This window comes from Mycobacterium sp. BK086, assembly GCA_004362315.1.
Taxonomy (GTDB): domain Bacteria; phylum Actinomycetota; class Actinomycetes; order Mycobacteriales; family Mycobacteriaceae; genus Mycobacterium.
Map to the genome: position 1 here is coordinate 261,455 of SNWL01000005.1, position 24,607 is coordinate 286,061.

30 protein-coding genes and 1 tRNA gene are annotated in these 24,607 nt (G+C 66.5%); 17 read left to right on the top strand and 14 right to left on the bottom strand.

The features are described 5' to 3' along the window. Positions 1–2 precede the first annotated feature (2 nt). Entirely contained in the window at positions 3–902 is a 900-nt protein-coding gene (locus EV580_RS17600; RefSeq protein ID WP_133692493.1) for a helix-turn-helix domain-containing protein, read from the top strand. On the opposite strand, the gene EV580_RS17605 is transcribed toward EV580_RS17600, so the two are convergent. Genes EV580_RS17605 through EV580_RS17620 form a run of 4 tightly spaced genes read right to left on the bottom strand, consistent with a single transcriptional unit; the run spans position 893 to position 4,652 of the window. Next, positions 893–1,303, bottom strand: coding sequence for a RidA family protein (locus EV580_RS17605; RefSeq protein WP_133692494.1), 411 nt, complete (start codon positions 1,301–1,303; stop codon positions 893–895). The two genes, EV580_RS17600 and EV580_RS17605, sit on opposite strands and share 10 nt — an antisense overlap. Then, positions 1,300–2,334 (bottom strand): acetamidase/formamidase family protein, encoded by a 1,035-nt coding sequence (locus EV580_RS17610; RefSeq protein WP_133692495.1) that lies wholly within the window; start codon positions 2,332–2,334, stop codon positions 1,300–1,302. The genes EV580_RS17605 and EV580_RS17610 overlap by 4 nt, the downstream gene beginning before the upstream one ends. A 46-nt stretch (positions 2,335–2,380) precedes the next feature. Continuing rightward, a complete protein-coding gene (locus tag EV580_RS17615) occupies positions 2,381–3,046 on the bottom strand; it encodes a response regulator (protein WP_133692496.1) in 666 nt (221 codons plus the stop codon). Continuing rightward, on the bottom strand, positions 3,039–4,652 hold the full coding sequence (locus EV580_RS17620; RefSeq protein WP_166654760.1) for a sensor histidine kinase: 1,614 nt from the start codon (positions 4,650–4,652) through the stop codon (positions 3,039–3,041). The genes EV580_RS17615 and EV580_RS17620 overlap by 8 nt, the downstream gene beginning before the upstream one ends. Before the next feature lie 84 nt (positions 4,653–4,736). Between EV580_RS17620 and EV580_RS17625 the strand changes: the two genes are divergently transcribed. From EV580_RS17625 to EV580_RS17645, 5 genes are read left to right on the top strand one after another with little or no spacing between them, the layout of a single operon-like run. After that, entirely contained in the window at positions 4,737–5,729 is a 993-nt protein-coding gene (locus EV580_RS17625; RefSeq protein WP_133692498.1) for a Bug family tripartite tricarboxylate transporter substrate binding protein, read from the top strand. Continuing rightward, the gene (locus EV580_RS17630) at positions 5,726–6,241 is read left to right on the top strand and encodes a tripartite tricarboxylate transporter TctB family protein (RefSeq protein WP_133692499.1); all 516 of its coding nucleotides are present in this window, start codon (positions 5,726–5,728) and stop codon (positions 6,239–6,241) included. The genes EV580_RS17625 and EV580_RS17630 overlap by 4 nt, the downstream gene beginning before the upstream one ends. Beyond that, a complete protein-coding gene (locus EV580_RS17635; protein ID WP_133692500.1) occupies positions 6,242–7,783 on the top strand; it encodes a tripartite tricarboxylate transporter permease in 1,542 nt (513 codons plus the stop codon). Then, a complete protein-coding gene (locus EV580_RS17640; protein ID WP_133692501.1) occupies positions 7,780–8,166 on the top strand; it encodes a universal stress protein in 387 nt (128 codons plus the stop codon). Before EV580_RS17635 ends, EV580_RS17640 begins: the two co-directional genes overlap by 4 nt. 17 nt (positions 8,167–8,183) lie before the next feature. Further along, entirely contained in the window at positions 8,184–9,167 is a 984-nt protein-coding gene (locus EV580_RS17645; RefSeq protein WP_133692502.1) for a TerC family protein, read from the top strand. Here the strand turns inward: EV580_RS17645 and EV580_RS17650 are convergent. The 4 genes from EV580_RS17650 to EV580_RS17665 form a co-directional block, all read right to left on the bottom strand. Continuing rightward, on the bottom strand, positions 9,164–9,466 hold the full coding sequence (locus EV580_RS17650) for a hypothetical protein (RefSeq protein WP_133692503.1): 303 nt from the start codon (positions 9,464–9,466) through the stop codon (positions 9,164–9,166). The genes EV580_RS17645 and EV580_RS17650 overlap by 4 nt on opposite strands. Positions 9,467–9,569: 103 nt before the next feature. Further along, on the bottom strand, positions 9,570–9,809 hold the full coding sequence (locus EV580_RS17655) for an anti-sigma factor family protein (protein WP_286171627.1): 240 nt from the start codon (positions 9,807–9,809) through the stop codon (positions 9,570–9,572). Further along, positions 9,806–10,444, bottom strand: a complete 639-nt coding sequence (locus tag EV580_RS17660; RefSeq protein ID WP_133692504.1) for an RNA polymerase sigma factor — start codon at positions 10,442–10,444, stop codon at positions 9,806–9,808. The genes EV580_RS17655 and EV580_RS17660 overlap by 4 nt, the downstream gene beginning before the upstream one ends. Before the next feature lie 20 nt (positions 10,445–10,464). Further along, complete coding sequence (locus EV580_RS17665) at positions 10,465–11,181, bottom strand: flavodoxin family protein (RefSeq protein ID WP_133692505.1); 717 nt, start codon at positions 11,179–11,181, stop codon at positions 10,465–10,467. Positions 11,182–11,318: 137 nt separating this feature from the next. Here EV580_RS17665 and EV580_RS17670 point away from each other — a divergent pair, with 137 nt between their 5' ends. After that, entirely contained in the window at positions 11,319–11,822 is a 504-nt protein-coding gene (locus tag EV580_RS17670) for a YkgB family protein (protein WP_133692506.1), read from the top strand. Here EV580_RS17670 and EV580_RS17675 read toward each other — a convergent pair. Beyond that, entirely contained in the window at positions 11,819–12,718 is a 900-nt protein-coding gene (locus EV580_RS17675) for a LysR family transcriptional regulator (RefSeq protein ID WP_133692507.1), read from the bottom strand. The two genes, EV580_RS17670 and EV580_RS17675, sit on opposite strands and share 4 nt — an antisense overlap. Before the next feature lie 66 nt (positions 12,719–12,784). Between EV580_RS17675 and EV580_RS17680 the strand changes: the two genes are divergently transcribed. Next, positions 12,785–13,453, top strand: coding sequence for an O-methyltransferase (locus EV580_RS17680; RefSeq protein ID WP_133692508.1), 669 nt, complete (start codon positions 12,785–12,787; stop codon positions 13,451–13,453). 6 nt (positions 13,454–13,459) lie between these two features. Here the strand turns inward: EV580_RS17680 and EV580_RS17685 are convergent. Continuing rightward, a tRNA-Leu gene (locus tag EV580_RS17685) sits at positions 13,460–13,545 on the bottom strand. A 72-nt stretch (positions 13,546–13,617) separates the two neighbouring features. After that, positions 13,618–14,307, bottom strand: coding sequence for a sensor domain-containing protein (locus EV580_RS17690; RefSeq protein ID WP_133692509.1), 690 nt, complete (start codon positions 14,305–14,307; stop codon positions 13,618–13,620). A gap of 60 nt (positions 14,308–14,367) precedes the next feature. On the opposite strand from EV580_RS17690, the gene EV580_RS17695 reads away from it, so the two are divergent. The 4 genes from EV580_RS17695 to EV580_RS17710 are packed head-to-tail and all read left to right on the top strand — an operon-like array spanning position 14,368 to position 18,777. Next, positions 14,368–15,747 carry a M20/M25/M40 family metallo-hydrolase gene (locus EV580_RS17695; RefSeq protein WP_166654761.1) on the top strand — a complete coding sequence of 460 codons (1,380 nt, stop codon included), beginning with the start codon at positions 14,368–14,370 and terminating at the stop codon, positions 15,745–15,747. 24 nt (positions 15,748–15,771) lie between these two features. Next, positions 15,772–16,302, top strand: coding sequence for a YbhB/YbcL family Raf kinase inhibitor-like protein (locus tag EV580_RS17700; RefSeq protein WP_133692511.1), 531 nt, complete (start codon positions 15,772–15,774; stop codon positions 16,300–16,302). After that, positions 16,256–17,776, top strand: a complete 1,521-nt coding sequence (locus tag EV580_RS17705) for an alpha/beta hydrolase (RefSeq protein WP_166654762.1) — start codon at positions 16,256–16,258, stop codon at positions 17,774–17,776. Before EV580_RS17700 ends, EV580_RS17705 begins: the two co-directional genes overlap by 47 nt. Continuing rightward, a complete protein-coding gene (locus EV580_RS17710) occupies positions 17,770–18,777 on the top strand; it encodes a hypothetical protein (protein ID WP_133692513.1) in 1,008 nt (335 codons plus the stop codon). Before EV580_RS17705 ends, EV580_RS17710 begins: the two co-directional genes overlap by 7 nt. Here EV580_RS17710 and EV580_RS17715 read toward each other — a convergent pair. From EV580_RS17715 to EV580_RS17725, 3 genes are read right to left on the bottom strand one after another with little or no spacing between them, the layout of a single operon-like run. Further along, the gene (locus tag EV580_RS17715; RefSeq protein WP_133693114.1) at positions 18,774–19,838 is read right to left on the bottom strand and encodes a quinone-dependent dihydroorotate dehydrogenase; all 1,065 of its coding nucleotides are present in this window, start codon (positions 19,836–19,838) and stop codon (positions 18,774–18,776) included. The two genes, EV580_RS17710 and EV580_RS17715, sit on opposite strands and share 4 nt — an antisense overlap. Then, complete coding sequence (locus tag EV580_RS17720; RefSeq protein ID WP_133692514.1) at positions 19,838–20,089, bottom strand: DUF5703 family protein; 252 nt, start codon at positions 20,087–20,089, stop codon at positions 19,838–19,840. Before EV580_RS17720 ends, EV580_RS17715 begins: the two co-directional genes overlap by 1 nt. Continuing rightward, entirely contained in the window at positions 20,086–21,117 is a 1,032-nt protein-coding gene (locus tag EV580_RS17725) for a YncE family protein (RefSeq protein WP_133692515.1), read from the bottom strand. The genes EV580_RS17720 and EV580_RS17725 overlap by 4 nt, the downstream gene beginning before the upstream one ends. A gap of 141 nt (positions 21,118–21,258) precedes the next feature. Here EV580_RS17725 and EV580_RS17730 point away from each other — a divergent pair, with 141 nt between their 5' ends. Genes EV580_RS17730 through EV580_RS17750 form a run of 5 tightly spaced genes read left to right on the top strand, consistent with a single transcriptional unit; the run spans position 21,259 to position 24,590 of the window. Next, complete coding sequence (locus EV580_RS17730) at positions 21,259–21,570, top strand: hypothetical protein (RefSeq protein ID WP_133692516.1); 312 nt, start codon at positions 21,259–21,261, stop codon at positions 21,568–21,570. Positions 21,571–21,609: 39 nt separating this feature from the next. Further along, positions 21,610–22,443, top strand: coding sequence for an undecaprenyl-diphosphate phosphatase (locus EV580_RS17735; RefSeq protein WP_133693115.1), 834 nt, complete (start codon positions 21,610–21,612; stop codon positions 22,441–22,443). Next, positions 22,440–23,132 (top strand): histidine phosphatase family protein, encoded by a 693-nt coding sequence (locus tag EV580_RS17740; protein ID WP_133692517.1) that lies wholly within the window; start codon positions 22,440–22,442, stop codon positions 23,130–23,132. Before EV580_RS17735 ends, EV580_RS17740 begins: the two co-directional genes overlap by 4 nt. A gap of 58 nt (positions 23,133–23,190) precedes the next feature. Continuing rightward, positions 23,191–23,775, top strand: a complete 585-nt coding sequence (locus EV580_RS17745) for a DUF3090 domain-containing protein (protein WP_133692518.1) — start codon at positions 23,191–23,193, stop codon at positions 23,773–23,775. After that, entirely contained in the window at positions 23,772–24,590 is an 819-nt protein-coding gene (locus EV580_RS17750; protein WP_133692519.1) for an SCO1664 family protein, read from the top strand. The genes EV580_RS17745 and EV580_RS17750 overlap by 4 nt, the downstream gene beginning before the upstream one ends. Positions 24,591–24,607 lie beyond the last annotated feature (17 nt).

Below are 24,607 nucleotides of genomic sequence, written 5' to 3' on the forward strand. Positions count from 1 at the left end.
ATATGACGCTCAACGTAGACCCAGCCAAGATGGCGGGTCAAGCGTCCTCACCGCCCACCGGACGGGTGATCGCCGTGATGGAAATGCTCGGCGCCGACCCCGCCCGGCAGTTCTCACTGGCCGAGATCTCCCGCACGCTCGACATCAGCCGGGCCACCGGTCACGCCATCCTGGCCACGCTCGTCGCCCATGAATGGGTGACCCGCGATCCGCGCTCGGCCCGCTATGCATGGGGGCCCGCCATCGCCAGCCTGGCCAAACCTGCCGACCTCTTCCGCGGCGAGCTGGAGGAGTTGGCCGCGGCTACCGGCACGCAGGTCTATCTGGCCCGCCGCGAGGCCAACAGTCTGGTGATCATCGACGTCGCGGGCGAGAGCCTGACCGCGCCGCGGATCGGTCGGGGGACCAAGACCCCGTTCGTCGCGCCATTCGGCCGCGACTACGTGGCGTGGTCCTCCGCGGAAGCCCAACAGGCGTGGCTCGAGGCGATCGGCCAGCCCAGCGGTGCCCTGCGCAAGCGAATCTCGGCCGTGCTCAACGAAACCCGCGAACGCGGCTTCGTGGTGGAGCGGCTCACCCGGGAGTATCTGCGGGTGTATTCGGCGCTACAGGCGCTGTCCGGTGACGGCGAGGTGGACGCGATCACCGCGCAGCTCGCGAAAGCGTTCGCCGATCTCAGCGTGATCGACGTGCTGCCAGGCGAATTGGGCGAGGGCGCGACCCACAGCATCGCCACGGTGTCGGCACCGATCGCCAATGCCGAGGGTGTGGTGACGATGTCGGTCACCGCCGCGCCGTTCGCCACCGTGGATTCGCGGGAGATCACCCGGCTCGGCGAGCGGGTTCGGCTGGCGGCCATCGCAATCGGCGAGCGGCTGAACCGCTACGGCGATCAGGCCTGACCCCACCCGTCCTCGCGCCAGGCCACCCAGTCGATCTCGACGAGGGCACCGACGGCCAGTCCCGTTGTACCGACGCAGGTCCGGCTGGGCAGCCGGTCGGGAAACCACGGCGCGTAGGCGCCGTTGAACGCCGCGTAGTCGGTCCAGTCGGTCAGAAACGCCCGCACCGACACCACGTCGCCGATGCCACCTCCGCACAGCTCGGTGACCCGCAACAGATTCGCCAGCACCTGATCGGTCTGGGTGGCCACGTCGTCACCGACCACCGCGCCGGTCGGGTCGGTCGGCATCTGCCCGGTGACGTAGAGGGTCTGGCCTGCCGCGGTCGCGTGCGAGAACGGCGCCACCGCGGGCGGTACGCCGTCGGCCGGCGTGAACGTGAACGCCTGAATACCACTCATGCAGCGGGATTCTGCCAGCGCGGGAAGCAGCGTTTGTCGATTCGGCCGTGCACGCCCTGCCGCTGATCGACCACCTGGGTGACCGTGAAGTCCACCGCCACCGACATGAACGAGTACGCGTCGGCGCGGGAAAGCCCGAAGTGGTTCTGCAGGAGCTGAAGGGTGCGCAGGGTCGCGCACTTCATCGCGGCGTCCAGGCTGTCCCCGAAGCCGTGCACCAACAGCTCGGTCGCGGTCTCCAGCACCGGAACGATGAAGGGAAGGTCGCGGCGAATAGTCAAGCGCAGCAGGCCATTCAACGACGATTCCAGCGCGGTGCCGCTGACCTCGCCGTCGCCCTGAGATACGTGCGGATCGCCGATCGACAGCTTTGCGCCGGGCACCTGGACGGGGTAGTACATCCGGCCGCCGGCACCGATGCGCCAGTTGTCGACATTGCCGCCGTGATCGCCCGGCGGGACCGACGAAACGCGCACCGGCTCGGCCGGCGCGACGCCCATCGTGCCGAAATGCGGGCGCAGCGGCACCACGACGCCGGGCAGCGCCGGTTCGCGGCTGGCGGCATCGGGGGTGACGATCGTGCCGGGCTCGTTGGCCAGCGGGGTTGCGGTCCAGTCGTAGCCGAACAGCGCGCGTCCCAGCAGCGCGTCGACGTCCAGCTCGTAGACGGTGACCCGCTCGACGGGAATCTCGTTGTAGAGGTAGCCCCAGTGCCCCGCGAGGTTGGACCCGTAGGGCAGCCGCGGAGTCGCTTCCAGGATGTCGACCTGGAGCACGTCACCCGGTCGTGCCCCGGCCACCGCGATCGGCCCGGTGAGAATGTGCGGTCCGGGCCCGCGCTCGTCGACCTCGGCGAACACCTGCGCGATGCGCTCGTCCATCAACAGGTCGGGAGCGTCGCCCGCGTGATGGGTGAGCGTCTCGATCGCCACCAGATCGCCGGATTCGACGGTCAGGGCGGGCGCCTGCCGCGGGTCGAAATACCCCCAGTGCACGGTCTGCGCCGTCGCCGGAAGGTGGTGCACTGTCATAAGCGTCAGATCATGCCAGCGGGTCCCGCATGGCGCGCGGCGAGAATTACACCGCGTGGTAGCGGCGTTCGGGACGTCCCGCCCCGTACTGCAGTCGCAGGCCGACAGCGCCGATGCTGAGGAAGTGCTCGAGGTAGCGGCGGGCGCTGACCCTGGAGATGCCGACCAGTTCAGCGCATTCGGCCGCCGACACCTCGCCGGCCCCGCGCACCGCGCTGAGCACCAAGGCGCCGGTTTCCTCGCCGAGGCCCTTGGGCATGGGCGCATGCCCACCGGTGGCGGCCGGCCGCCCGAAGAGGTTGTCGACGAAGCTCTGGTCGATTCCCGCGGTGGAGCCCAGTGCGTCCGCCCGGGCCGCGAACGCTTCCAATTTGGTTCGCAGCTGGTCGAATTCGAACGGTTTGATCAGATAGTCGGCGGCGCCGCCGTCCAGCGCGCCGCTCACGGTGTCCAATTCCCGTGCGGCGGTGATCATGATGACGCCGACCGCGTCACCCTCGGCGCGCAGCCGCTGCAACACCTGCAGGCCCGTCATGTCGGGAAGGTAGACGTCCAACAGGATCAGATCCGGGCGCAGCTCATGTGCGGCGTCGAGTGCGGCGGCGCCGGTGTGAGCGACGTCGACAGTGTGGAAGCCGTCGATACGGTCGACGAAGCGCTGATGGATCTGCGCGACCATGAAATCGTCGTCGACGACCAGCACTTCACGCATGGCTGACCGAATCGACGCGGGGCAGTCGCGCGATGAACAGCGCGCCGCCACCGGGCGCATCGTGGACCTCCGCCGTACCGCCGTGCTGGGCGGTGATCAATCGGACCAGGGCCAAGCCGATCCCGCGACCCCCGGGGACATCGGGTTTGGAGGTCACACCGCGGGAGAAGATCTGCTCGCGCTGGGCCTGTGGTACGCCGGGGCCCGAGTCGGCGACCGCGATGGTGAGCTCGTCGACATCGGAGATGCTCACCGTAACTGTCGGTGCGGCAGTGCCTTCGGAGACGTCGACGGCGTTGTCGATCAGATTGCCCAGCACGCTGATGACGTCGGTGGCCAGCGCCGGGGTCAGTGCGCTCAGGTGCGAATCGGCGGCCAGTGCCAACTTCACTCCGCTCTCGGCGGCCAGCGTGGTCTTGGCGATCAGCAGAGCGGCGACGGCAGGGTCTGAAATATGTTGGGTGACAGCGTCACTGATTTCGGCTCGCCGTCGGGTCAACGCGCCGACCAGGTCGCGCACCGAGTCGTATTCGCCCAGCTCGACCAGCCCGGAGATGGTGTGCAACTGGTTGGCGAACTCGTGCGTCTGGGCTCGCAAGGTATCGGTCACGCTCTTGTGCGAGGACAGCTGGCCCTGCATCGACGCCAGCTCAGTGCTGTCCCGCATCGTGGTCACGGTACCGATCCGCTGGCCCTGGCTGGTCGCCGCACGCCGGTTGAGCGCGAGAACCCGGTTGGGGGTGACGATCACGACGTCGTGTCCGTCCTCTCCGGACATCAGGAAGTCGGCCACCGCCGGATCGATGCCGGCCTCGCGCACTTTGGTGTCGACGGCATCGGGCCCGATGCCGAGCAATTCCTGGGCGCTGTCGTTGACGACGGTGATCACCCCGTCTGTGTTCACCCCGATCACGCCTTCACGAATGCTGTGCAGCAACGCTTCTCGATGTTCGGCCAGCCCGGCGATCTCGGCCACCTCCAATCCGCGGGTATGGCGTTTGATCCGCCGCGAGAGCAACCACGACGCGGCAAGGCCCAGCGCCGCGCCAAGGCCGAGGTAGACCAGCAACCGCTCGCCCGCACCACTGAGCAGTTGCCACACCGACGGATACGGCTCGCTGACCGACACAGCCGACAGCATCGCGCCGGTTGGCGACAGGATCGGGACCTGCCCGGCCAGTGCGTGGTGGCCGTCGACATCGAGATCGCCGAACCAGGCGCGGCCCTGGACTACCCGAGACGGTCCGAAATCCGCACTGTGGCCCACGCGCGACGGATCCGAGGACACCCGAACCAGCCCGGACGGGTCGATGATCTCGGCGAGTCCGGCGCCTGACAGCGCGACCGCCCGATCGACGTCAGGTGCCAAGATCTGCGACGCGAAAGGATCGTTGTAGCGGTCGCGCACGATCGGAGTCGAGGCCAGGTTCTCGGCGACGGCGATCAGCCGCTGGCCGCGCACCTCGCGGAACTCCTGGGTGGACTGGGCCACCGAGACCGCGGCCACCGCGATCAGCACGACCGCCACCACGAGCAGTTGGAAGGCGAGGAACTGGCCCGCCAGGCTCCGCCCGCTACGTACCAGCGATGACCACAACGACCACAACTTCCTCTGCGTCCTAAAGAGTGACCTGCATCACCCTGTAAGCCAATATTACTGAGCATCACATCAATGCGAAGGGGCACGACGATGTTGCGGCGTAGTCGACCACGATCAATCCGGCTGATTGCCATCGCGGTGATCTCGACGCTGCTGCTCGCCGGCTGCGGCGTGACACGTGGCGACGACCCGTCCGGTCTTCACCGGCTGAGGATGATGGTGCCCAACAGCCCCGGTGGCGGCTATGACCTGACCGCGCGAACGGCGGTGAAAATCATGGAGGACCAGGACATCACCGGCCGGGTCGAGGTGTTCAACGTTCTCGGCGCCGGTGGCACCGTCGCGATGGCACGGCTCATGAACGAGCGCGGTAATGACGACTTGATGATGACGATGGGTCTGGGTGTCGTCGGCGCCACGTACACCAACGGATCCAAGATCAAGGCCTCCGATGCGACGGCCCTGGCGAAACTGATCGAGGACCCGGGTGCCATCTTCGTGCCCGCCGATTCACCGTTCAAGACGGTCGCCGACTTCGTCGCCGCCTGGAAGGCCGACCCGTCGAAGATCACCATCGGCGGTGGCTCCTCGCCGGGCGGACCCGATCATCTGTTCCCGATGGAACTCGCCAAAGCCGTTGGCGTCGAACCCAAGCGCGTCAACTTCGTCACCTACGACGGTGGCGGCGACCTGCTCACGGCGCTGCTCGGCAAGAAGATCACCGTGGGAACCTCCAGTCCGGGCGAGCTCATCGACCAGATCGAGGCGGGCCAGCTGCGGGTGCTCGCGGTGTCCAGCGAGCAGCGTGTCCAAGGCGTCGACTCACCGACGCTCAAGGAAGCCGGTATCGACCTGACGTTCGCCAACTGGCGCGGTGTCCTTGCGCCACCGGGCATTTCCGACACCGCCAAGCAGCAGATGGTGAAGGTGCTCGAGGAGATGCACGGCACGCAGCAGTGGCGGGACGCGCTGGCCAAGAACGGCTGGACCGACGCGTTCGTCACCGGGCCTGCCTTCGAACAATTCCTCACCGATCAGGACAACCGGGTCTCGTCGACTCTGACCGAATTGGGGCTGCTGTGAGCATTGACGACAAACAGACTGAGCAACGCACGGTCGACTATGCGCAGTACATCGTGGTCGCCGTCCTGGCGATCGTCGGCGGATTTCTGGTCTACAACGGACTGACCCTGGACGAGGGCTTCGCCAAGGTGGATCCCGTTGGGCCAAAATTCTTTCCGTTGGTCATCGGCATCGCGGCGTTGGTGCTCGCGGTGATCCTGGCCGTCGCAATCCCACGCGGCAGCAAGGGCGAGGCCGACGCCGGTGAGGACATCGATCCCGAGGCGCCGGGCGATTGGCGCACCGTCGGACTGCTGATCGTGCTGTTCGTCGCGCTGATTGTGCTAGTCCATCCGCTGGGCTGGGTGATCACCAGCGGGCTGTTCTTTGCCGGTGCGGCAACGATTCTGGGCAGCAAGCACTACGTGCGCAACATCGTCATCGGCGCGGCACTCGCACTGGCCAGCTTCTACGCGTTCTACTCAGGGCTCGGAATCCCGCTGCCCGCAGGCATCTTGGACGGGATTCTGTAAATGGACAACTTCAACTGGCTGCTGCAGGGTTTCGCCGAGGCGGCGACCCCGATGAACCTGCTCTACGCCGTGATCGGGGTGCTGCTGGGCACGGCGGTGGGTGTCTTGCCCGGCATCGGACCGGCCATGACGGTGGCTCTGCTGCTTCCCATCACCTACAACGTCAGTCCCAGTGCGGCATTCATCATGTTCGCCGGCATCTTCTACGGCGGCATGTACGGCGGATCCACCACATCGATCCTGCTGAACACGCCGGGGGAGTCGTCGTCGGTGATCACCGCGATCGAGGGCAACAAGATGGCGAAGGCCGGCCGGGCCGCACAGGCCCTGGCCACCGCGGCCATCGGCTCGTTCGTCGCGGGCACCATCGGCACCGTGCTGCTGGCCGCGTTCGCACCCGCGATCTCGCGCTTCGCGGTCACCCTCGGTGCGCCGTCGTATCTGGCGATCATGCTCTTCGCGCTCGTGGCGGTGACCGCGGTGCTCGGCTCGTCGAAGCTGCGTGGCGCCATCTCGCTGGTGCTCGGCCTGGCGATCGGCATCGTCGGTATCGACTTCCTCACCGGTCAGCCGCGGGCCACGTTCGGCATCCCGCAACTGTCCGACGGTATCGACATCGTGGTGGTCGCGGTCGCCATCTTCGCGGTCGGAGAGGCGCTGTGGGTCGCGGCGCATCTGCGGCGCAGGCCCGCCGATGTGATTCCGGTCGGCCGACCGTGGATGGGGCGCGACGATTGGCGGCGCTCCTGGAAACCGTGGTTGCGCGGCACAGCATTCGGATTCCCGTTCGGTGCGTTACCCGCGGGCGGGGCCGAACTGCCCACGTTCCTGAGCTACATCACCGAGAAGAAGCTGTCCAAGCATCCCGAGGAGTTCGGCCGGGGCGCCATCGAAGGGGTGGCCGGACCCGAAGCGGCCAACAACGCGTCGGCCGCCGGCACCCTGGTGCCGATGCTGTCGCTGGGCCTGCCGACCAACGCCACCGCCGCGGTCATGCTGACCGCCTTCGTGTCCTACGGAATCCAGCCCGGGCCAACGCTTTTCAGCAAGGAACCGCTGTTGATCTGGACGCTGATCGCGAGTCTGTTCATCGGCAACCTGCTGCTGTTGGTGCTCAACCTGCCGCTGGCGCCGCTGTGGGCCAAGCTGCTGCGTACGCCGCGGCCGTATCTGTACGCGGGCATCCTGTTCTTCGCCACGCTCGGGGCGTTCGCGGTGAACGTGCAGCCGCTGGATCTGGCGCTGCTGTTGATCTTCGGTCTGCTCGGGCTGATGATGCGGCGCTTCGGATTACCGGTGCTGCCGTTGATCATCGGCGTAATCCTGGGGCCGCGCATCGAACGGCAACTGCGCCAGAGCCTGCAGCTCGGCGGGGGCGAGTGGTCGAGCCTGTTCACCGAGCCGGTCGCAATCGTGACGTACGTGTGCATGGCGGTGCTGCTGGCCATCCCGCTGGTGCTGCGCCTGCTGCACCGCGATGAGGAGACGCTGCTGATCGTCGAGGACGACAAGGATCAGAGGGAGAAGGCGAAGACAACATGATCGTCGTGGGATATACCAACGACCAGTTCGGCGCGGCGGCGCTTTCCGCAGGCATCGCCGAGGCGGCCCTGCGCGACACCGACTTGCTGGTGGTCAACTCGACACAGGGGGACTCCTACGTCGACGCCGCGTTCGCCCACACCCGCAAGGTGCACGACATCGAGGACCGCCTGAAAGACTGCGGGGTGCGCTACGAGCTGTCGCAACCGGTCGGGGTGTACGCCGCCGATGCACTGCTGGAGGCGATGGAGCGCCCGGAGGCCGAACTGCTGGTGATCGGGCTGCGGCACCGCAATCCGGTCGGCAAACTGCTGCTGGGCAGCGTCGCGCAACAGCTACTGATGGAATGCCCAAAACCCGTGCTCGCGGTCAAGCCTGGCTAATACCGAATAATGGAATCATGACCGTTTCGTTGATGGTGTGGGTCGTGACGTGCGCGGTGATCCTCGGGTTGTTCGTGTTCGACTTCTACGCGCATGTACGCGTGCCGCACGAGCCGACCTTCAGAGAGTCCGCGATCTGGTCGTCGGTGTACATCGGCCTGGCGGTGGTGTTCGGGTTCGTCGTGTGGTGGTTGTGGGGTGGCACCTACGCCGGTGAGTACTTCGCGGGTTATGTCACCGAGAAGGCGCTGAGCGTGGACAACCTGTTCGTGTTCACCGTGATCATGGGGACGTTCGCGGTGCCGCGACAGTTCCAGCAGAAGCTGCTGCTGATCGGCATCGTGATGGCGCTGATCATGCGGGCGGGGTTCATCGCCGTCGGTGCCGCGGCCATCAGCACGTTCAGTTGGGTGTTCTACCTCTTCGGAATCTTCTTGGTACTCACCGCCGTCAAGCTCGCGAAGGAAGCCGGCCACGAAAAAGAGGTCGAGGAGAAGCGCGACAGCCGGATCATCGCCCTGGTGCGCCGGTTCGTCCCGACCACCGACGACTACGACGGCGACAGGTTCCTGTCCAAGCTCGACGGCAAGCGGGTCGTCACACCGATGTTGTTGGCGCTCATCGCGATCGCGTTCACCGATGTGTTGTTCGCGCTGGACTCGATTCCGGCGATCTACGGCCTGACCGAACAGCCCTATATCGTGTTCACCGCGAACGCATTCGCGTTGATGGGTCTGCGCCAGTTGTACTTCCTCATCGGCGGCCTGCTTGACCGGCTGATCTACCTGTCCTACGGGCTATCGCTGATCCTGGCGTTCATCGGCGTCAAACTCGTGCTGCACGCTCTGCACGAGAACAGCCTGCCGTTCATCAACGGCGGCCGGCATGTTGCGGTGCCCGAGATTTCGACGGGCATGTCGATAGGCGTGATCGGGGTGGTGCTCTTGGTGACGACGGTGGCGAGCCTGGCCAAGACGCGGGGACGCGTCGAGTCGAGCTAGTTGCTGGTCGGACAGTTGAGGTCCACGTAGACCGAACCGGGGTTGCCCGGGTCCATCCGCATCATCAGGCTGCCGTCCGGCATCATCATGACGACGAGGCCGTGCACGCCGGTGACGGTGCATCGGGACAACGGCATCGTCGACGGGCTGTTGAATTGCACGCTGTACCCCTGGTCTTGCAATGCCTTGACGACATCGGCGGCCGAGCCGCTGGTGGGAATGGCGGCGGCGGTCGCGGGCGCGGACAGTGCCGCGCCCACGGCGATGCCGATCGCGGCGGCGACAACGGTGACCTTCATGTCGGACTCCTCGAGTACATGCACCGCGTTGCGGCGCTTTGATGTTCCGACAGTGAGTGATTCGCGGGCACATGTGCGTTACGCCCCCGATGTGACGAACTTCTTACCGCCAGTCGCGAAACGCGTCGAGGAGCCTGGTGCGAAAGGCAGGGTCGAGCTGTTCGGGACCGATCCGGCCGACCGTGTCGACGGTGGCCTGAAACTGCTGGAGGTAGTTCGCGCACCCGTCACAGTCGAGCAGGTGCAGGTCGAAACGGGCTCGCGTCGGCAGGTCGAGCGATCCGTCGAGGTAGGCGGTGACGAGCTCGACGAACTCGTTGCAGTCCATCGATTCTGTGCTCACGGCGCCTCCCTCACGTAATCCTCGAGCGCCTGCCTGATCGCCGCGCGTCCGCGGTGCAGTAGAACACGTTGGTTCGCCACGGTCAGGCCCAACAATTCGCATACCTCCGCCGAGTCGAACCCCATCATGTCCCGCAAGGTGACAACGGCCCGTTGGCGCTCAGGCAGCTTGTCGAGTTCGCGGCGGGCGAGAGCGATGAACTCGGCACCCAGCACCGACCCCTCGGGCGTGTCGGGAAACGCCGAAGGGGCGCTGTCATCGCGCCAGTGTCCGGGCCAGGCGGGATCGTTCATGGGCCGGAATCGAGCCGGGTCGACGGTCGTGGCGCCGAAGGCCGACAGCTCGGCATCGAGGACACGCTGATCCCGGACGCCGCGGGTCTTGGCGATATTGATCATCACGGTGAAAAGCCAAGTGCGAAGCGAGGATCGGCCCTCGAATTTCGCGATGCCCTTGATCAAAGCGATCCAGGTCTCCTGGACGACTTCCTCGGCTGCTTCGTTGGTTCGGACGTAGCCGCGGGCAACCCTCAACAGTGCCGGGGTGTGTTGGTCGACCAAGCTGGCAAAGGCCGACTCGTCGCCGGCCCGCAACGATGCGAGCAACGTCGATTCGTCGTACCCCGTCCCGGTCATCGGGTCGAAATACTATCCCGTCAACGGTATTCCGGATTGGCGAAATCATAGCGACAGCCGGCATCCCAGCCCGTTCGAACGTTGCCGTACGCCGGTATGCCACCGGCGCTTCGCAGCATCTTTGCCAGATGCATCAGGTTCCAGGTCATGAACGTGGTGTTGCGATTGGTGAAGTCGTTCTCGGGCCCCCCGGAGCCCGGATCGAGGTACGACGGTCCCGGGCCGGCCTCGCCGATCCATCCGGCATCGGCCTGCGGAGGGATGGTGTAGCCGATGTGCTGCAGTGTGTAGAGCACGTTCTGTGCACAGTGCTTGACCCCATCCTCGTTTCCGGTGATCAGGCAGCCGCCGACCCGGCCGTAGTACAGGTATTGGCCGGCATCGTTGAGCAGATGCGAGCCTCCGTAGAGCCGTTCGTGTACCTGTTTCATCACCGAGCTGTTGTCGCCGAGCCAGATCGGGCCGGCCAGCACCAAAATATCTGCGGCGAGGACTTTTTCGAAGATTTCCGGCCAGTCGTCGGTGGTCCAGCCGTGCTCGCGCATATCGGGCCACACGCCGGTGGCGATGTCGTGGTCGACGGCCCGCAGCTCGTCGACGACCACACCGTGCTTGACCATGATCGACCTGCTGATGTCGACCAACCCCGCAGTGTTACTGGGTTCGGGTGAACGCTTCAGGGTGCAGTTGATGAACAGCGCGCGTAAACCGGTGAAGTCATGCTCAGGACGGGCCATCAGGCGCCTCCTCTTCGTCGTCCCCAACTGGCAGTGGGGCATTGCGCTGAAACCGTTACAGCGGGCGGGTCTGTAACGCATCGCGTACCGCGTGGCACCCAGCGGTCGTACGAGCACCCTTCAGAAAGGTTTTCACCATGACGGCCACCCACACGTCGACCCCTGTCGGCGCAACAGCTTCCACGACGTCGCACTTCGGCGCACTGGCCGCCCGCTACGGCCTCGTGGTCGTGATCGCCTGGATCGGAGTCCTGAAGTTCACCGGTTACGAAGCCGAGGGCATCCAGCCGCTGGTGGCGAACAGCCCGTTCATGAGTTGGATCTACGACTTTCTCTCGGTCACGACGTTCTCGGCGCTATTGGGCGTCGTCGAGCTGGCAACGGCACTGCTGCTCGCCGTCAAGCCCCTGTCGGCAAGACTGTCGGTCGTCGGCAGCGTCGCCGCTATCGGGCTCTTCATCGCCACGATCAGCTTCCTGTTCACCACGCCGGGGGTCGGTGAGCAATCCGCCGGCGGCTTTCCTCTGCTGTCCTCGACGGGTCAGTTTCTGGTGAAGGACATCGCCCTGCTCGGCCTGGCGATCTGGACTCTCGCGGACGCAATACGCGCCGTTCGTGCTGGGCGGCCCGCCGGAAGCTAAAGCGCCTCCCGCACACACTGACGAAGCCAGCGATGCGCACCGTCGGCATCGTGGCGAGGATGCCATGCCATGCTGATCGTCAACGGTGGGAGATCGAGCGGGATCGCAAAAGTGTTGAGGTTCAACGCCTCTATCGCGTAGCGCCCCAGCCCGGCCGGCATCATGGCGACGAGATCGCTACTGCGGACGAGGAACAGGCCGCCCGCCGGGGTGGGGGCGCAGACAGCGACGCGGCGTTGCAGGCCGTGTTCGGCGAGCAATTCGTCGACCGGCCCGCGCAGCCGTCCCCGGCGCGAGAACACGACGTGCTCGGCATCGGCGTAACGCTTGACGGTGACGCGCCGCTTCACCAGTGGATGTCCGGCCCGCACGACACCGATCATGCGGTCGGTGACCAGATCCTCGACCCGGATCTCTGGGTCGACATGACTGGTCTGGCCCACCTCGAGGTCGACACTGCCGTCACGCAACGAGTGGGTGTCCTCGTGGCTCTCGCCGACGAAGCGCAGCACCACGTCGGGTGCTTCGGCCCGTACGCGTGTCAGGAGCCGCTCGGCGACCGTGCTGAGCATGCCGATATCGCCGATCTGCAACGAGAACGTGCGTGACAACCGACGTGGCTCGATGGCCTTGGGTGATGCGAAAAGCGTTCGGGCACGGTCGATCACGTCGCGCACGTCGGCCTGCATCGCCAAGGCGCGGGGAGTGGGGACCATCTGCCGGCCGGCCCGCACCAGCACGGGATCGTCCAGCTTGCGCCGTAGCCGCCCCAGTGTGCGACTCATCGCGGGCGCCGAGGTATGCAGACGTTCGGCGGCCAGACCGACGCTGCGCAGCTCGAGCAGCGCATCGAGCGCCAGCAGCAGGTTCATGTCGAGGTCGTTCGTGGATTCCATTTCAGATAATCCCTACTTATCAATGATGCACTGGAGGTAATCCAGAATCGAGCATACGTTGAGTTCATGACAAACTCCCTCACAACCCCTGCGGTTTCCGTTGTCCTGCAACGCCTTCTGTCGAGCGAACAGGCGGGTGACGAGGCCGCCGTCGCGGCGGTGCTCGACGCGCCGCACTCGCCGTGGGATCTCGATGCCGGCCAGCGTGCTGACGTGTTCAAGGACGTCTACATGTCCGTCTCCGGTGCGGGCGGGCAGCTGCTCTACCTGTTGGCCAGGGCGACGGGGGCACGCAACGTCGTCGAATACGGCACCTCATTCGGGGTGTCCACGATCCACCTCGCGAGCGCGGTCCGCGACAACGGCGGTGGCACCGTCATCACCACCGAGATGCAGAGGGGCAAGGCCGACGCCGCGCTGGGCAACTTCGCCGATGCCGGCGTCGCCGATCTGATCGAGCTGCGCTTCGGCGACGCCCGCGAGACGCTGGCCGAACTGCCATCTGTGCCGGACCTGGTGCTGCTGGACGGCTGGCCCGATCTGGCGCTCGATGTCCTGCGGGTGCTCGAGCCGAACCTGCGGGCAGGCACCTTGGTCCTGATCGACGACGTGACCGCCGACTTCGGCCGCGATGTGCACGGGGCGCTGCTGGCCTATCTCGGGGATGAAGCCAATGGGTACGCGACGATGACGGTGCCGATCGGCGACGGCATTCAAATTGCCGTCCGACTGTGAAGAGAGTGTCCGAGGGGGGACTTGAACCCCCACGCCCGTTAATAGGGCACTAGCACCTCAAGCTAGCGCGTCTGCCATTCCGCCACTCGGACCTTCCCCTGAAGACCAGCCCAGGGGCGCTTAAGGCTAACGGATCGAGCACTCCAGTCCCAAATGAGGCCGGCTCAGGCGCTCGGCAGCCGTCCGGCGATCTGCCCGGCGATCGCACTCGCCGCCGCTGTGGGCCCGTTCAAGCTGCATGCCTCGACATCGACCGCGACATTGCTGTGCACGGTCAGCGCCCGCTGGCAGTCCCACTTCATCGGGCTCTGCTGCACCCGCGACACCGCCAGCACGTTGTTGTCGGTGCTGGTCTGGCCGACCGACCACACCTGGGGCGGACCGATCGGCTGGGCGTAATCCAGCTGCCGGTTCGAGCAGGCCGCCCAGCCCTGCTGCGACGCGGTGAAGAAATCGGCCGCCGCCTGCGCGCTGGGGAAGGCCACCACCGCCTGCACGGCATAGTGCGACCACTCCTGCGACGTCGGCGGGTCGCGCAGCACCTGGCCGTGCACGGCCGTCGACCCGCTGCTCGCATACACACCCTGCTGGGCGGCACCGGCAATGGCCAGGCAATTCACGTCGGCGAAGTGCGCGCTGTCGTTCCAGGCCTTGTTCACATCGGTGGTGACGACCACGTCGTCGCTCGACAGCGCCGCACCGACGTCGGGAGCCGACAGCAGCAGGGTCGGCAGGGCATCCGGGCTGGTCAGCGGTGCCGGGGAGGTGGGCATCGCGGTCCCCGCCGTGATCGCTGAACAGCCGCTGACCGACAGGCACAGCGCCGCGGCGATCAAGGGGAGGCGGGGGGTCACCCGGTAAATCAAACCCTATATCGGCGTGTTGCGCGAGTGGTTGAAGGGAATCTTGTGATAATGCGCGACCTCCACTCCCGCAACGCCGAGCAGCCAGTGGTAGGAAAGGGGACTGTGACAGAACCTCAGGACGAAGTGGTCGATCTCGTCAGCGCCCTCATCCGGTTCGACACCTCCAACACCGGTGACCTGGCCACCACCAAGGGCGAAGCGGAATGTGCCCTCTGGGTCGCCGAGCAGCTCAGCGCGGTCGGGTACACATGCGAGTACGTCGAGTCCGGTGCGCCGGGCCGGGGCAACGTCTTCGCCCGCCTGCCCGGGGCCGACCGCACCCGCGGCGCCCTGCTGATCCACGGCCATCTCGACGTCGTTCCCGCCGAGCCGGCCGACTGGAGTGTGCACCCGTTCTCCGGCGCTGTCGCCGATGGCTATGTGTGGGGCCGCGGCGCGGTCGACATGAAGGACATGTGCGGCATGATGATCGCCGTCGCCCGGCACTTCAAACGGGCCGGCATCGTCCCGCCGCGGGATTTGGTTTTCGCCTTCGTCGCCGACGAGGAGCACGGCGGCACCTACGGCGCCCAGTGGTTGGTGGACAACCGGCCCGACCTCTTCGAGGGCATCACCGAGGCCATCGGCGAGGTCGGCGGCTTCTCACTCACGGTGCCACACAAGGACGGTGGCGAGCGCCGGCTCTACCTGATCGAGACCGCCGAAAAAGGCCTGTCGTGGATGCGGCTGACCGCCCGTGGCCGGGCCGGTCACGGCTCGATGGTGCACGACGACAACGCCGTCACCGCCGTCGCCGAAGCCGTTGCCCGCCTGGGTCGTCACCAATTCCCGTTGGTGCTCACCGATTCCGTGGAGCAGTTCCTTACCGCAATCGCCGAGGAGACCGGTTACAGCTTCGACCCGGCCTCGCCGGATCTCGAAGGGACGATCGCCAAACTGGGTGGCATCGCCCGCATCGTCGGTGCGACGCTCCGAGACACCGCCAACCCGACCATGCTCAAGGCCGGCTACAAGGCCAACGTCATCCCGCAGACCGCCGAGGCCGTGATCGACTGCCGGGTGCTGCCCGGGCGTAAGGAGGCGTTCGAGCGGGAGATCGACGAACTGATCGGTCCCGACGTCACCCGGTCCTGGGAGCGCGACCTGCCGTCGTACGAGACGACGTTCGACGGCGACCTGGTGGACGCGATGAACGACGCACTGCTCGCGGTCGATCCGGAAGCCCGCACCGTGCCCTACATGCTGTCCGGCGGTACCGATGCGAAAGCCTTTGCTCGCCTTGGTATTCGCTGCTTCGGATTCATCCCGCTGAGGCTGCCGCCGGAGCTGGATTTCGCCGCGCTGTTCCACGGCATCGACGAACGGGTGCCGGTGGACGCACTGCAGTTCGGCGTGAAAGTGCTCGAACACTTCTTGAAGAACTGCTGACACACACGAAAGGAAGCCCGTCACATGGCATTTCCCTACAACCCCTACGAATTCCTCCCCGAACTGCCCGGTTTCACGCTGACCAGTACCGATTTCGAAGACGGTCAGCCGTGGAAGAACGCTCAGGTCAGCGGCATCATGGGCGCCGGTGGTGAGGACGTCTCGCCGCAGCTGAGCTGGTCGGGCTTCCCGGAGGAGACCCGCAGCTTCGCCGTCACCGTCTACGACCCGGATGCTCCCACCGCGTCCGGCTTCTGGCACTGGGCGGTGGCCAACCTGCCCGCCACGGTGACCGAGCTGCCATCCGGCGTCGGTGACGGTTCTCTGCTGCCCGGCGATGCTCTGACCCTCGTCAACGACGCCGGCATCCGCCGCTTCCTCGGCGCCGCACCGCCGCAGGGTCACGGCTATCACCGTTACTACGTGGCCGTGCACGCCCTCAAGGTGGAGAAGCTGGAGCTCACCGAGGACGCCAGCCCCGCCTACCTCGGGTTCAACCTGTTCATGAATGCGATTGCGCGCGCGGTCATTCACGGCACTTACGAGCAAAATTAGGGCCGTCGCCGCGCTGGCCGCCATGGTGTTGGTGGCCGGCTGCAGCACGGCAATCGACGGGAAGCCCCAGGCGACGACACCCGCGCTGGGGCCACCGGCGCCGGTGGCGTGGTCGCCATGCCGCACGGCCGGTGCCGAATGCGGTGCGGTCGAGGTCCCCGTCGACTACTCCGAGGACCACGGCCCCGTCGCGCGTTTGGCTCTGGTCCGCTTTCCGGCGACCGGCCAGAAGATCGGCTCGCTGGTCGTCAATCCTGGCGGCCCCGGCGTGTCCGGCGTCGACGCCGCGGTCAAGCTGGTGAATTCGCTGCCGCCGCAAGTCCGTCAGCGGTTCGATTTCGTCGGATTCGACCCACGCGGCATCGGTGCGTCTACTCCGGCGCTGTGGTGCAACTCCGATGCGGACAACGATGCGAACCGTGCCGACCCGCAGGTCGACTACAGCCCTTCGGGTGTCGAGCACATCGAGAACCTCCAAAAGCAGTTCGCCCAGCGCTGTTTGGACAAAATGGGCGTGGATTTCCTGGCCAATGTCGGCACGCTCAACGTCGCCCGAGACCTGGACCGGATCCGGATGGCGCTGGGTGACGAGAAGCTGACGTATCTGGGCTACTCGTACGGCACCGACATCGGATCGACCTATGCCGAGGCCTACCCGGACAAGGTGCGGGCGATGATCCTCGACGGCGCCGTCGACCCCAATGCCGATCCGCTGCAGGCCGGCATCGACCAGGCGGCCGCCTTCCAGAAGGCGTTCAACGATTACGTAGCCGACTGCATCAACAGCGGCAATTGCCCGCTCGGAGATGACCCCGCCAAAGCCGTCGACGCCTACCACCGCCTGGTTGACCCGCTGGTGGCCGATCCTGCTCCCACACTTCATGACCGCGAACTGGGTTACAGCGACGCGATCACCGGCACGCTGTTCGCGCTGTACTCGCCGACGATGTGGTCGACTCTGTCCTACGGACTGTCCGAGCTGGCCCAGGGCAGGGGCGACGTCCTGCTCAAGCTGGCCGACGCATACTGGAGCCGCGACAGCCACGGCCACTATACGAACGCCAATGACGTTCAGAACGCCGTCAATTGCGTCGACGCACCACCCAACGCCGACCGGGCGAAGGCCGTCGATCAAGACCGGCAGCTGCGTCAGGTGGCACCCTTCGCCACGTATGGACCCTTCACCGGCAATGCGCCCCTTGGCATTTGCGCGTTCTGGCCAGCGCCGCCATCGAGTGGGCCGCACGTCGTGTCCGCGCCCGGCCTTCCGCCGGTGTTGGTGGTCTCCACCACGCACGATCCGGCGACGCCGTACCAGTCGGGTGTCGAGCTGGCCAGGGATCTCGGAGGCGTGCTCTTGACGTTCGACGGCACACAACACACGGTGGTGTTTCACGGTGAAACGTGCGTCGACAACTACGCGACGGCCTACCTGATCGATCTTGCCCTGCCGCCCAAGGATTCTCGATGCTGAAAGCTCTCGCGCTGCTGGTTGCGGTGGCCTGCGTGGCCGGATGTAGTTCAGAGACAAGCCCGTCGCCGTCAGCCGATGTGCAGAGCTACACCGTGCCGTGGGTGGGATCCCCGGACTTCGCCAACCTGCGGCGCACACTCAAGGTCGAGGCCTCGGTCAACGGTGGCGCGGCATCGCCGTTCACCGTCGACACGGGGTCGGTGGGCGTCGTCGTGCCCGCCTCGGAGGTGCCCAACATTCCTGCGGGTGCCCCACCCGGAACCCTGACCTACAGCTCCAGCGGGCTGCAGCTCACCGGGGTGTGGGCGACGGTTCCGGTTCGGTTTCCGGGCGCCGTCAACGCCACGGGCGCCACCGTCGCCGCCGAGACAACGGTTCCGGTACTGGCCGTGACGAGCTCGAAATGCCTTGGCGGTGGCGTCAACTCACACAATTGCACCGGCGATATTCCGCACATGATGGGCGTTGGGTTCGGCCGTGGCGACAACCGGCCGCCGACCTACAACCCGTTGTTGAACCTCACCGAGATGGCGGCGGGCACCATGCGGCGCGGGTACGTCATCGGCCGCGGTGGACTGTCGCTGGGCCTGACGGACACGAACACCACGGGCGCGTGGAGCAAGCAGCAGCTGACAAACGCCGGGCCGCCGAAAGAGGGCGCCCACAACGACTGGATGACGCCGATGGGCGGCTTTCAATTGGGTTCCGGCCCCAGGTATTCCGGCAAGGTACTGATCGACACCGGCCTGCTGGACATGATCGTCGAGGGCGATGGTCTTCCGTCGAGCGGGACTGTGCCCGCGGGCACCCCGATGACGATCGACGTGGGCGAGCTGCACTACAGCTTCGTGGTGGGGGACGGCGCTGCCCAGACGCCGATCGGTGTGCATCACGCGAAGGCGGCGAACGGCACCTTTGTGAACACGGGCCTGCGGGCGCTGGGCCACTACGACCTGCTGTACGACGCCGACGCCGGACAGTTCGGGCTGCGGCCGAACTAGCGCTCGACGGCCGATCCGACTGCCTCGGCCAGCGAACTGAAGCCGCCCGCATGCAGCCGCGCGGCGATGCCGTCGTGAATCTCCTTGGCCCACAAGCCACCGCCGTAGATGAACCCCGTATAGCCCTGCAGCAGTGCGGCGCCGGCGGTGATCCGTTCCCAGGCGTCGTCGGCGGTCTCGATGCCGCCGACACTGATCAGCACGAGGTCGGTGCCCACCCGCGTGTACAGCCGGCGCAGGATCTCCAGCGACCGTTGCGCGACAGGGGGTCCCGAGATCCCGCCGGACCCGAGGTCGTCCACCCCGGGTGTCCGAAGGCCGGCCCGCGAGATCGTGGTGTTGGTCGCGACAATTCCGGCGAGTCCGAGTTCGACGGCCAGGTCGGCGACGGCATCGACGTCGTCGTCGGACAGGTCGGGGGCGATCTTCACCAGCACGGGCGTCGTGGTCTCTTCCAGCACGGCCGACAGGATCGGGCGCAGGGATTCCACGGCTTGCAGGTCGCGCAACCCGGGGGTGTTGGGGGAACTGACGTTGACCACGACATAGTCGGCCAGCGGGCCGAGTAGCCGTGCGCTGGCGCGGTAATCATCGGCGGCCAGCTCGGGTGGAGTGACCTTCGACTTGCCGATGTTCACCCCGACGGGGGCCTCTGGCCGGTTGCGTGCCAACTGCAGCGCCAGCTGTCCTGCGCCGTGGTTGTTGAACCCCATCCGGTTGAGCAATCCCCGGTCTTCGGGCAGTCGGAACAGCCGCGGTTGGGGATTTCCCGGTTGTGGCTGGGCGGTCACGGTGCCCACTTCGGCATAGCCGAATCCCAATGCGCCCCAGGTGTTCAGGCCCAGCCCGTCCTTGTCGAACCCGGCGGCCAGGCCGAGCGGGCCGGGGAACCGCACTCCGAACACCGTGCTGGCCAGCACCGGATCCTGCGGTGCGAGCCTGCGGCGCAACGCCCGTCGCGTCAGCTCGGTGGCCGTCGCGGCACGCAGCGTGCCGAACACCAGCGTGTGGATCCGTTCGGCGGGCACCAGGAAGAAGGCCCGCCGCAGCGCGGCGTATATCACAGGCCCGGCTGGTCCGCGGTGTTGCTGACCCGGGATTTCTTACGCCGCAAGAGAACTCGTCGACTTCCGTCGGTGTACAGACGCACTCTGGTCAGCTCCCAGCCGCGGTATTCGGCCTCGATCGACAGTCGTGTCGAGGCGCTGATTCTGGTCACATCCGGCGGCAGCCGAAGGGGGATCCATTCGTAGTCGTCGGACAGTTCGTTTTCCCAGCTCGCCGGCATCCGGCCCCGGTGTGCCGCACTCACCGGGCACCGGCCGCGTTGCGGATCACCTGCACACCGGCACCCGTTGCCGACACGACATACAAGGTGTCGGACGTGTCGTCGAAAGCCAGCGAGTTCGGTTGCTGCACGGTCGGGTAACGCACCTTCTCCACGGGAATACCAGTCGTCAAATCGTAACCAACAACCATATTCGCCGCGGTCTGAGAAACCCATGCCAAATTGCGTGATCCCGCCAACCCGTAGGGCGCCTGCGGAACCGGGTAGGCCTGCCGTTCGATCAGCGGGTCGACACCGAACACCAGCAGCTGCCCGCCGCGGGTATCGGCCACCAGGACGCGGCCCATCGGATCGGCCGCCAGCGTGGTGGCCCCCACCCCCGCGCGCAGCGACAGCTGGGTGCGCCCGTCGCTGTTCAGCGAGGTCACCGATGTCTGCCCACGGTCCAGGACGACGGCATTGTTCCCCTCGGTGACGATCGCATCCACGCGGGCGAAGATCTTCACCTTCTCGGCTACCGCGGTCTCCGAACCCAGCGTGTACGCGGTGCCGTCGGCGCTGCCGAGGACCAGCCGTCCGTCGGCGCGCCGGGCGATCGCGGTGAAATCGGTGTCGGTCTCGCCGGTGACGGACACCGGCGTCGCCGCGCCGGCCGCCAGATCGACGGTGACATAACCACCGCGGGTGGACAGGTATGCGGCGCCCTGGCCGTCACCGGTCAGAGCCGTCGCCGGGCCGGGCAAGGTGAGCTCGCGGGTGCCACCCGAGGCGGCGAACAAGGCCAGCGTCGCGGGCGATTGCGGGTCGGTGCCGGGGGACAGGACCGCCAATGACCCGGTGCGTCCGTCGAAGATCGCCGCTTGCGGACGGCCGCCCAGCGGCAACAACTCGCCGGCCGGTCGGGTGCCGGGCGGGGGAGAAACCGCGGGCGTGGCGGGCTCGATCGTCGGCGGCGGCGCGGTCAGCGGATTGGACGAACATCCGGTCGCGAGCACCGCAAACGTCAACAACACGACGGCCGACCTGCGTAAACCGTTTCTGTTTACAAGCATTGGCAGTGGGTAGCCCTCGGGTGTGTTCAAGATCAGGCGATCGTGTCGCCCTCTGTCGATCAGGAATTCTAGAGGCGTGGAGGAAAGACAATTTGACGTCTTTGTCTTCTCTCAGCCCGTAACCCGCGTTATGGTGTCCTGATGACGTTGGCCGTAAGACCGCAGTCAGACGGGCGCGAGTTTGCTATCGAGGACATTTCCACTGGTGTATTCGCCAGCGGATTTGGCCAGCTCGGCGATGGTCGCAGCTTTTCGTTCCAGGTTCATCGCGGGCAGCTGCTGGTCGAGGTCTACCACCCGCGGCTCGTCGGCCCGGTGCCCCACGCAGAGGACGTTGTCGCGACCGCGTCCCGCAGCCTGACCGACTTCGACGTCGACGACGAGCGCAGCCTGACCGCTGCCGTGCGTGACGCCGTGGCGAGCGCCCAGCCGGTCGCCCGCGCCGCGCGCTGATACTCCAGGTCTATCCAGTACGGTCGGCCCGTGGAGCCGATGTCGTGGTTGCAGGTCGTCGTTCTGTCGATCGTCCAGGGTTTGACGGAGTTCTTGCCCATTTCGTCCTCGAGCCATCTGGCGATCGTGTCGCGGATCTTCTTCGCCGGAGACGCCGGAGCGTCCTTCACGGCCGTCTCCCAGCTGGGAACCGAAGTCGCCGTGCTCATCTACTTCGCCCGCGACATCGGGCGCATCCTCAAGGCCTGGTTCAACGGCCTGTTCGTCAAGGCGCACCGTGACAACCCCGACTACCGACTCGGTTGGTACGTCATCATCGGCACCGTGCCGATCGTCATTCTCGGTGTGGCATTCAAACAAGTCATCCGTGGCGAGGTCCGCAACCTCTGGATCATCGCCACCGCCATGCTGGTGTTCTCCGCGGTGATCGCGGCCGCCGAGTACTACGGCAGGCAGACCCGCCACTTCGAGCAACTGACGGCCAAGGACGGTCTGCTGGTCGGCATCGCCCAATGCCTGGCGCTCGTGCCCGGTGTGTCCCGTTCCGGATCCACGATCAGTGCCGGCCTGTTTCTGGGACTTGACCGCGAGCTGTCCGCGAGATTCGGCTTCCTGCTTGGCATTCCGGCCATCTTGGCGTCCGGACTGTTCTCGCTGCCCGATGCCTTCCATCCGGTCACCGAAGGCATGAGCGCGACCGGCCCGCAGCTGCTCGTCTCCGTCGTCATCGCGTTCGTCGTCGGTTTCGCGTCGATCACCTGGCTGCTGCGGTTCGTCGCGCACCACGCCATGTACTGGTTCGTGGGCTATCGCGTGGTGCTGGCGCTGGTTGTGATGGCGCTGCTGTCCACGGGCGTGGTCGCCGCGTCGTGACCGTCATCCTGCTGCGGCACGGCCGCTCGACGTCCAACACCGCGCACACGCTGGCCGGCCGCACCGAGGGCGTCGAACTTGACGAGAAGGGGCAGGAACAGGCCCAAGCTCTGGTGGGGCGGGTCAAGGGCCTGCCGATCAAGGCGATCGTGCGGTCCCCGCTGCTGCGCTGCCGGCTCACCGTGGAACCACTGGCCGCTGAGCTCGGCCTGGAACCGGTGATCGAGGACCGGCTCGCCGAGGTGGACTACGGCCAGTGGACCGGTCTGGCGCTCAAGGATCTGATGAAAGAGCCGCTGTGGTCGGTCGTGCAGCACCAGCCCAGCGCTGCTGTCTTTCCCGGTGGCGAGGGCCTGGCACAGGTGCAGGCGCGTGCGGTGACCGCGGTTCGTGAGCATGACCGCCGGCTCGCCGACGAGCACGGTCACGACGTGCTGTGGATTGCCTGTACGCACGGTGATGTGATCAAGTCCGTCGTTGCCGATGCGCTCGGCACCCACCTGGACACGTTCCAGCGGATCACCGCCGACACGGCGTCGATGAGCGTGATCCGCTACACGCCGATTCGTCCATTTGTGGTGCATGTCAACCACACCGGCGCCGAACTCGCGTCGGCGCTGTCCGCGCCGCCACCGGCTCCCGACGACAAGTCCGCCGACGACGCGGTCGTGGGCGGGTCGACGGACTGACCGCGACTCACGCCGCCAATTACGACTCAGCTCCTGATGCCGGTATTTTGGAAATAACATGCCCCGCGCAATTCACGTCTTCCGCACACCCGACCGATTCGTCGCCGGGACCGTCGGGCAGCCCGGAAACCGGACCTTCTACCTGCAGGCCGTGCACGACAGCCGGGTGATCTCGGTCATTCTGGAGAAGCAGCAGGTCGCTGTGCTGGCCGAGCGCATCGGCGCACTACTCGTCGAGATCAACCGCCGCTTCGGCACGCCGCTGCCGCCGGAAACAGACGTCGACGACCTGAGCCCGCTGGTCACTCCGGTGGATGCGGAGTTCCGGGTCGGCACGATGGGCCTTGGCTGGGATTCCGAGGCGCAGACCGTCGTGGTCGAGCTGCTGGCGGTCTCCGATACCGAATTCGACGCCTCTGTGGTGCTCGACGACGCCGAGGAAGGTCCCGACGCGGTGCGGGTGTTCCTCACGCCCGAGTCGGCCCGGCAGTTCGCCTCCCGCTCGACCCGCGTCATCTCGGCCGGCCGCCCGCCCTGCCCGCTCTGTGACGAGCCGCTCGATCCCGAGGGGCACATCTGCGTGCGTACCAACGGATATCGGCGCGGCGCACTCGGCGGGGCCGAAGACGATCTGGACTCGTGACGGGCACCGACGAGGCGTCGGCCCGCGAGGCATTGCGCTGCGGTGAACTGACGCTCCTCGGGCGTATCCGCTCGGCGAGCAACGCCACGTTCCTCTGTGAAGCGACCTGGTCGGGCGAGACCGTGCACTGTGTGTACAAGCCGGTCGCCGGTGAACAGCCGCTCTGGGATTTCCCCGACGGCACGCTGGCCGGCCGTGAACTGGGCTCCTACCTGGTGTCGACGGCACTGGGCTGGAACATCGTGCCGTACACCATCATTCGTGACGGTCCCGCCGGACCCGGCATGCTGCAGCTGTGGGTCGACCAGCCGGGAGACAGCGACGGGAGCGAGCCGGCCGGCCCCGGCCTCGTCGATCTGTTTCCGCCGGAATCGATTCCGGCAGGCTATCTTTCGGTGCTGCGCGCCTACGACTACGCGGGCAATGACGTCACGCTGGTGCACGCCGACGACCTGCGCCTGCGGCGGATGGCGATCTTCGACGTGATCGTCAACAACGCCGACCGCAAGGGCGGCCACATCCTGACCGGGATCGACGACCGGGTCTACGGCGTCGACCACGGAGTGTCACTGCACGTCCAGGACAAGCTGCGCACCGTGCTGTGGGGCTGGGCCGGGAAACCGGTCGACGACGAGTCGCTGGAGTCGGTCGCCGCCCTCGGGGAGCAGCTGTCCGGGCCGCTGGCCGACGAGCTGCGCGAGCACATCACCGCCGACGAGGTCGCCGCGTTGCGCAGACGCGTCCGCACGCTGCTGCGCGAACCGGTGATGCCCGGTCCCGATCGGCACCGCCCGATTCCGTGGCCGGCGTTCTGACCGGTGATACTGACGTG

Coding starts and splice junctions, on each gene's coding strand:
- EV580_RS17725 (WP_133692515.1), bottom strand. CDS start 21,117: ATGCTTGTAAACAGAAACGGTTTACGCAGGTCGGCCGTCGTGTTGTTG.
- EV580_RS17735 (WP_133693115.1), top strand. CDS start 21,610: ATGTCGTGGTTGCAGGTCGTCGTTCTGTCGATCGTCCAGGGTTTGACG.
- EV580_RS17675 (WP_133692507.1), bottom strand. CDS start 12,718: ATGGAATCCACGAACGACCTCGACATGAACCTGCTGCTGGCGCTCGAT.
- EV580_RS17600 (WP_133692493.1), top strand. CDS start 3: ATGACGCTCAACGTAGACCCAGCCAAGATGGCGGGTCAAGCGTCCTCA.
- EV580_RS17650 (WP_133692503.1), bottom strand. CDS start 9,466: ATGAAGGTCACCGTTGTCGCCGCCGCGATCGGCATCGCCGTGGGCGCG.
- EV580_RS17605 (WP_133692494.1), bottom strand. CDS start 1,303: ATGAGTGGTATTCAGGCGTTCACGTTCACGCCGGCCGACGGCGTACCG.
- EV580_RS17660 (WP_133692504.1), bottom strand. CDS start 10,444: ATGACCGGGACGGGGTACGACGAATCGACGTTGCTCGCATCGTTGCGG.
- EV580_RS17730 (WP_133692516.1), top strand. CDS start 21,259: ATGACGTTGGCCGTAAGACCGCAGTCAGACGGGCGCGAGTTTGCTATC.
- EV580_RS17705 (WP_166654762.1), top strand. CDS start 16,256: ATGCGATTGCGCGCGCGGTCATTCACGGCACTTACGAGCAAAATTAGG.
- EV580_RS17670 (WP_133692506.1), top strand. CDS start 11,319: ATGACGGCCACCCACACGTCGACCCCTGTCGGCGCAACAGCTTCCACG.
- EV580_RS17610 (WP_133692495.1), bottom strand. CDS start 2,334: ATGACAGTGCACCACCTTCCGGCGACGGCGCAGACCGTGCACTGGGGG.
- EV580_RS17695 (WP_166654761.1), top strand. CDS start 14,368: ATGCGCGACCTCCACTCCCGCAACGCCGAGCAGCCAGTGGTAGGAAAG.
- EV580_RS17745 (WP_133692518.1), top strand. CDS start 23,191: ATGCCCCGCGCAATTCACGTCTTCCGCACACCCGACCGATTCGTCGCC.
- EV580_RS17680 (WP_133692508.1), top strand. CDS start 12,785: ATGACAAACTCCCTCACAACCCCTGCGGTTTCCGTTGTCCTGCAACGC.
- EV580_RS17645 (WP_133692502.1), top strand. CDS start 8,184: ATGACCGTTTCGTTGATGGTGTGGGTCGTGACGTGCGCGGTGATCCTC.
- EV580_RS17635 (WP_133692500.1), top strand. CDS start 6,242: ATGGACAACTTCAACTGGCTGCTGCAGGGTTTCGCCGAGGCGGCGACC.
- EV580_RS17640 (WP_133692501.1), top strand. CDS start 7,780: ATGATCGTCGTGGGATATACCAACGACCAGTTCGGCGCGGCGGCGCTT.
- EV580_RS17710 (WP_133692513.1), top strand. CDS start 17,770: ATGCTGAAAGCTCTCGCGCTGCTGGTTGCGGTGGCCTGCGTGGCCGGA.
- EV580_RS17665 (WP_133692505.1), bottom strand. CDS start 11,181: ATGGCCCGTCCTGAGCATGACTTCACCGGTTTACGCGCGCTGTTCATC.
- EV580_RS17700 (WP_133692511.1), top strand. CDS start 15,772: ATGGCATTTCCCTACAACCCCTACGAATTCCTCCCCGAACTGCCCGGT.
- EV580_RS17625 (WP_133692498.1), top strand. CDS start 4,737: ATGTTGCGGCGTAGTCGACCACGATCAATCCGGCTGATTGCCATCGCG.
- EV580_RS17615 (WP_133692496.1), bottom strand. CDS start 3,046: ATGCGTGAAGTGCTGGTCGTCGACGACGATTTCATGGTCGCGCAGATC.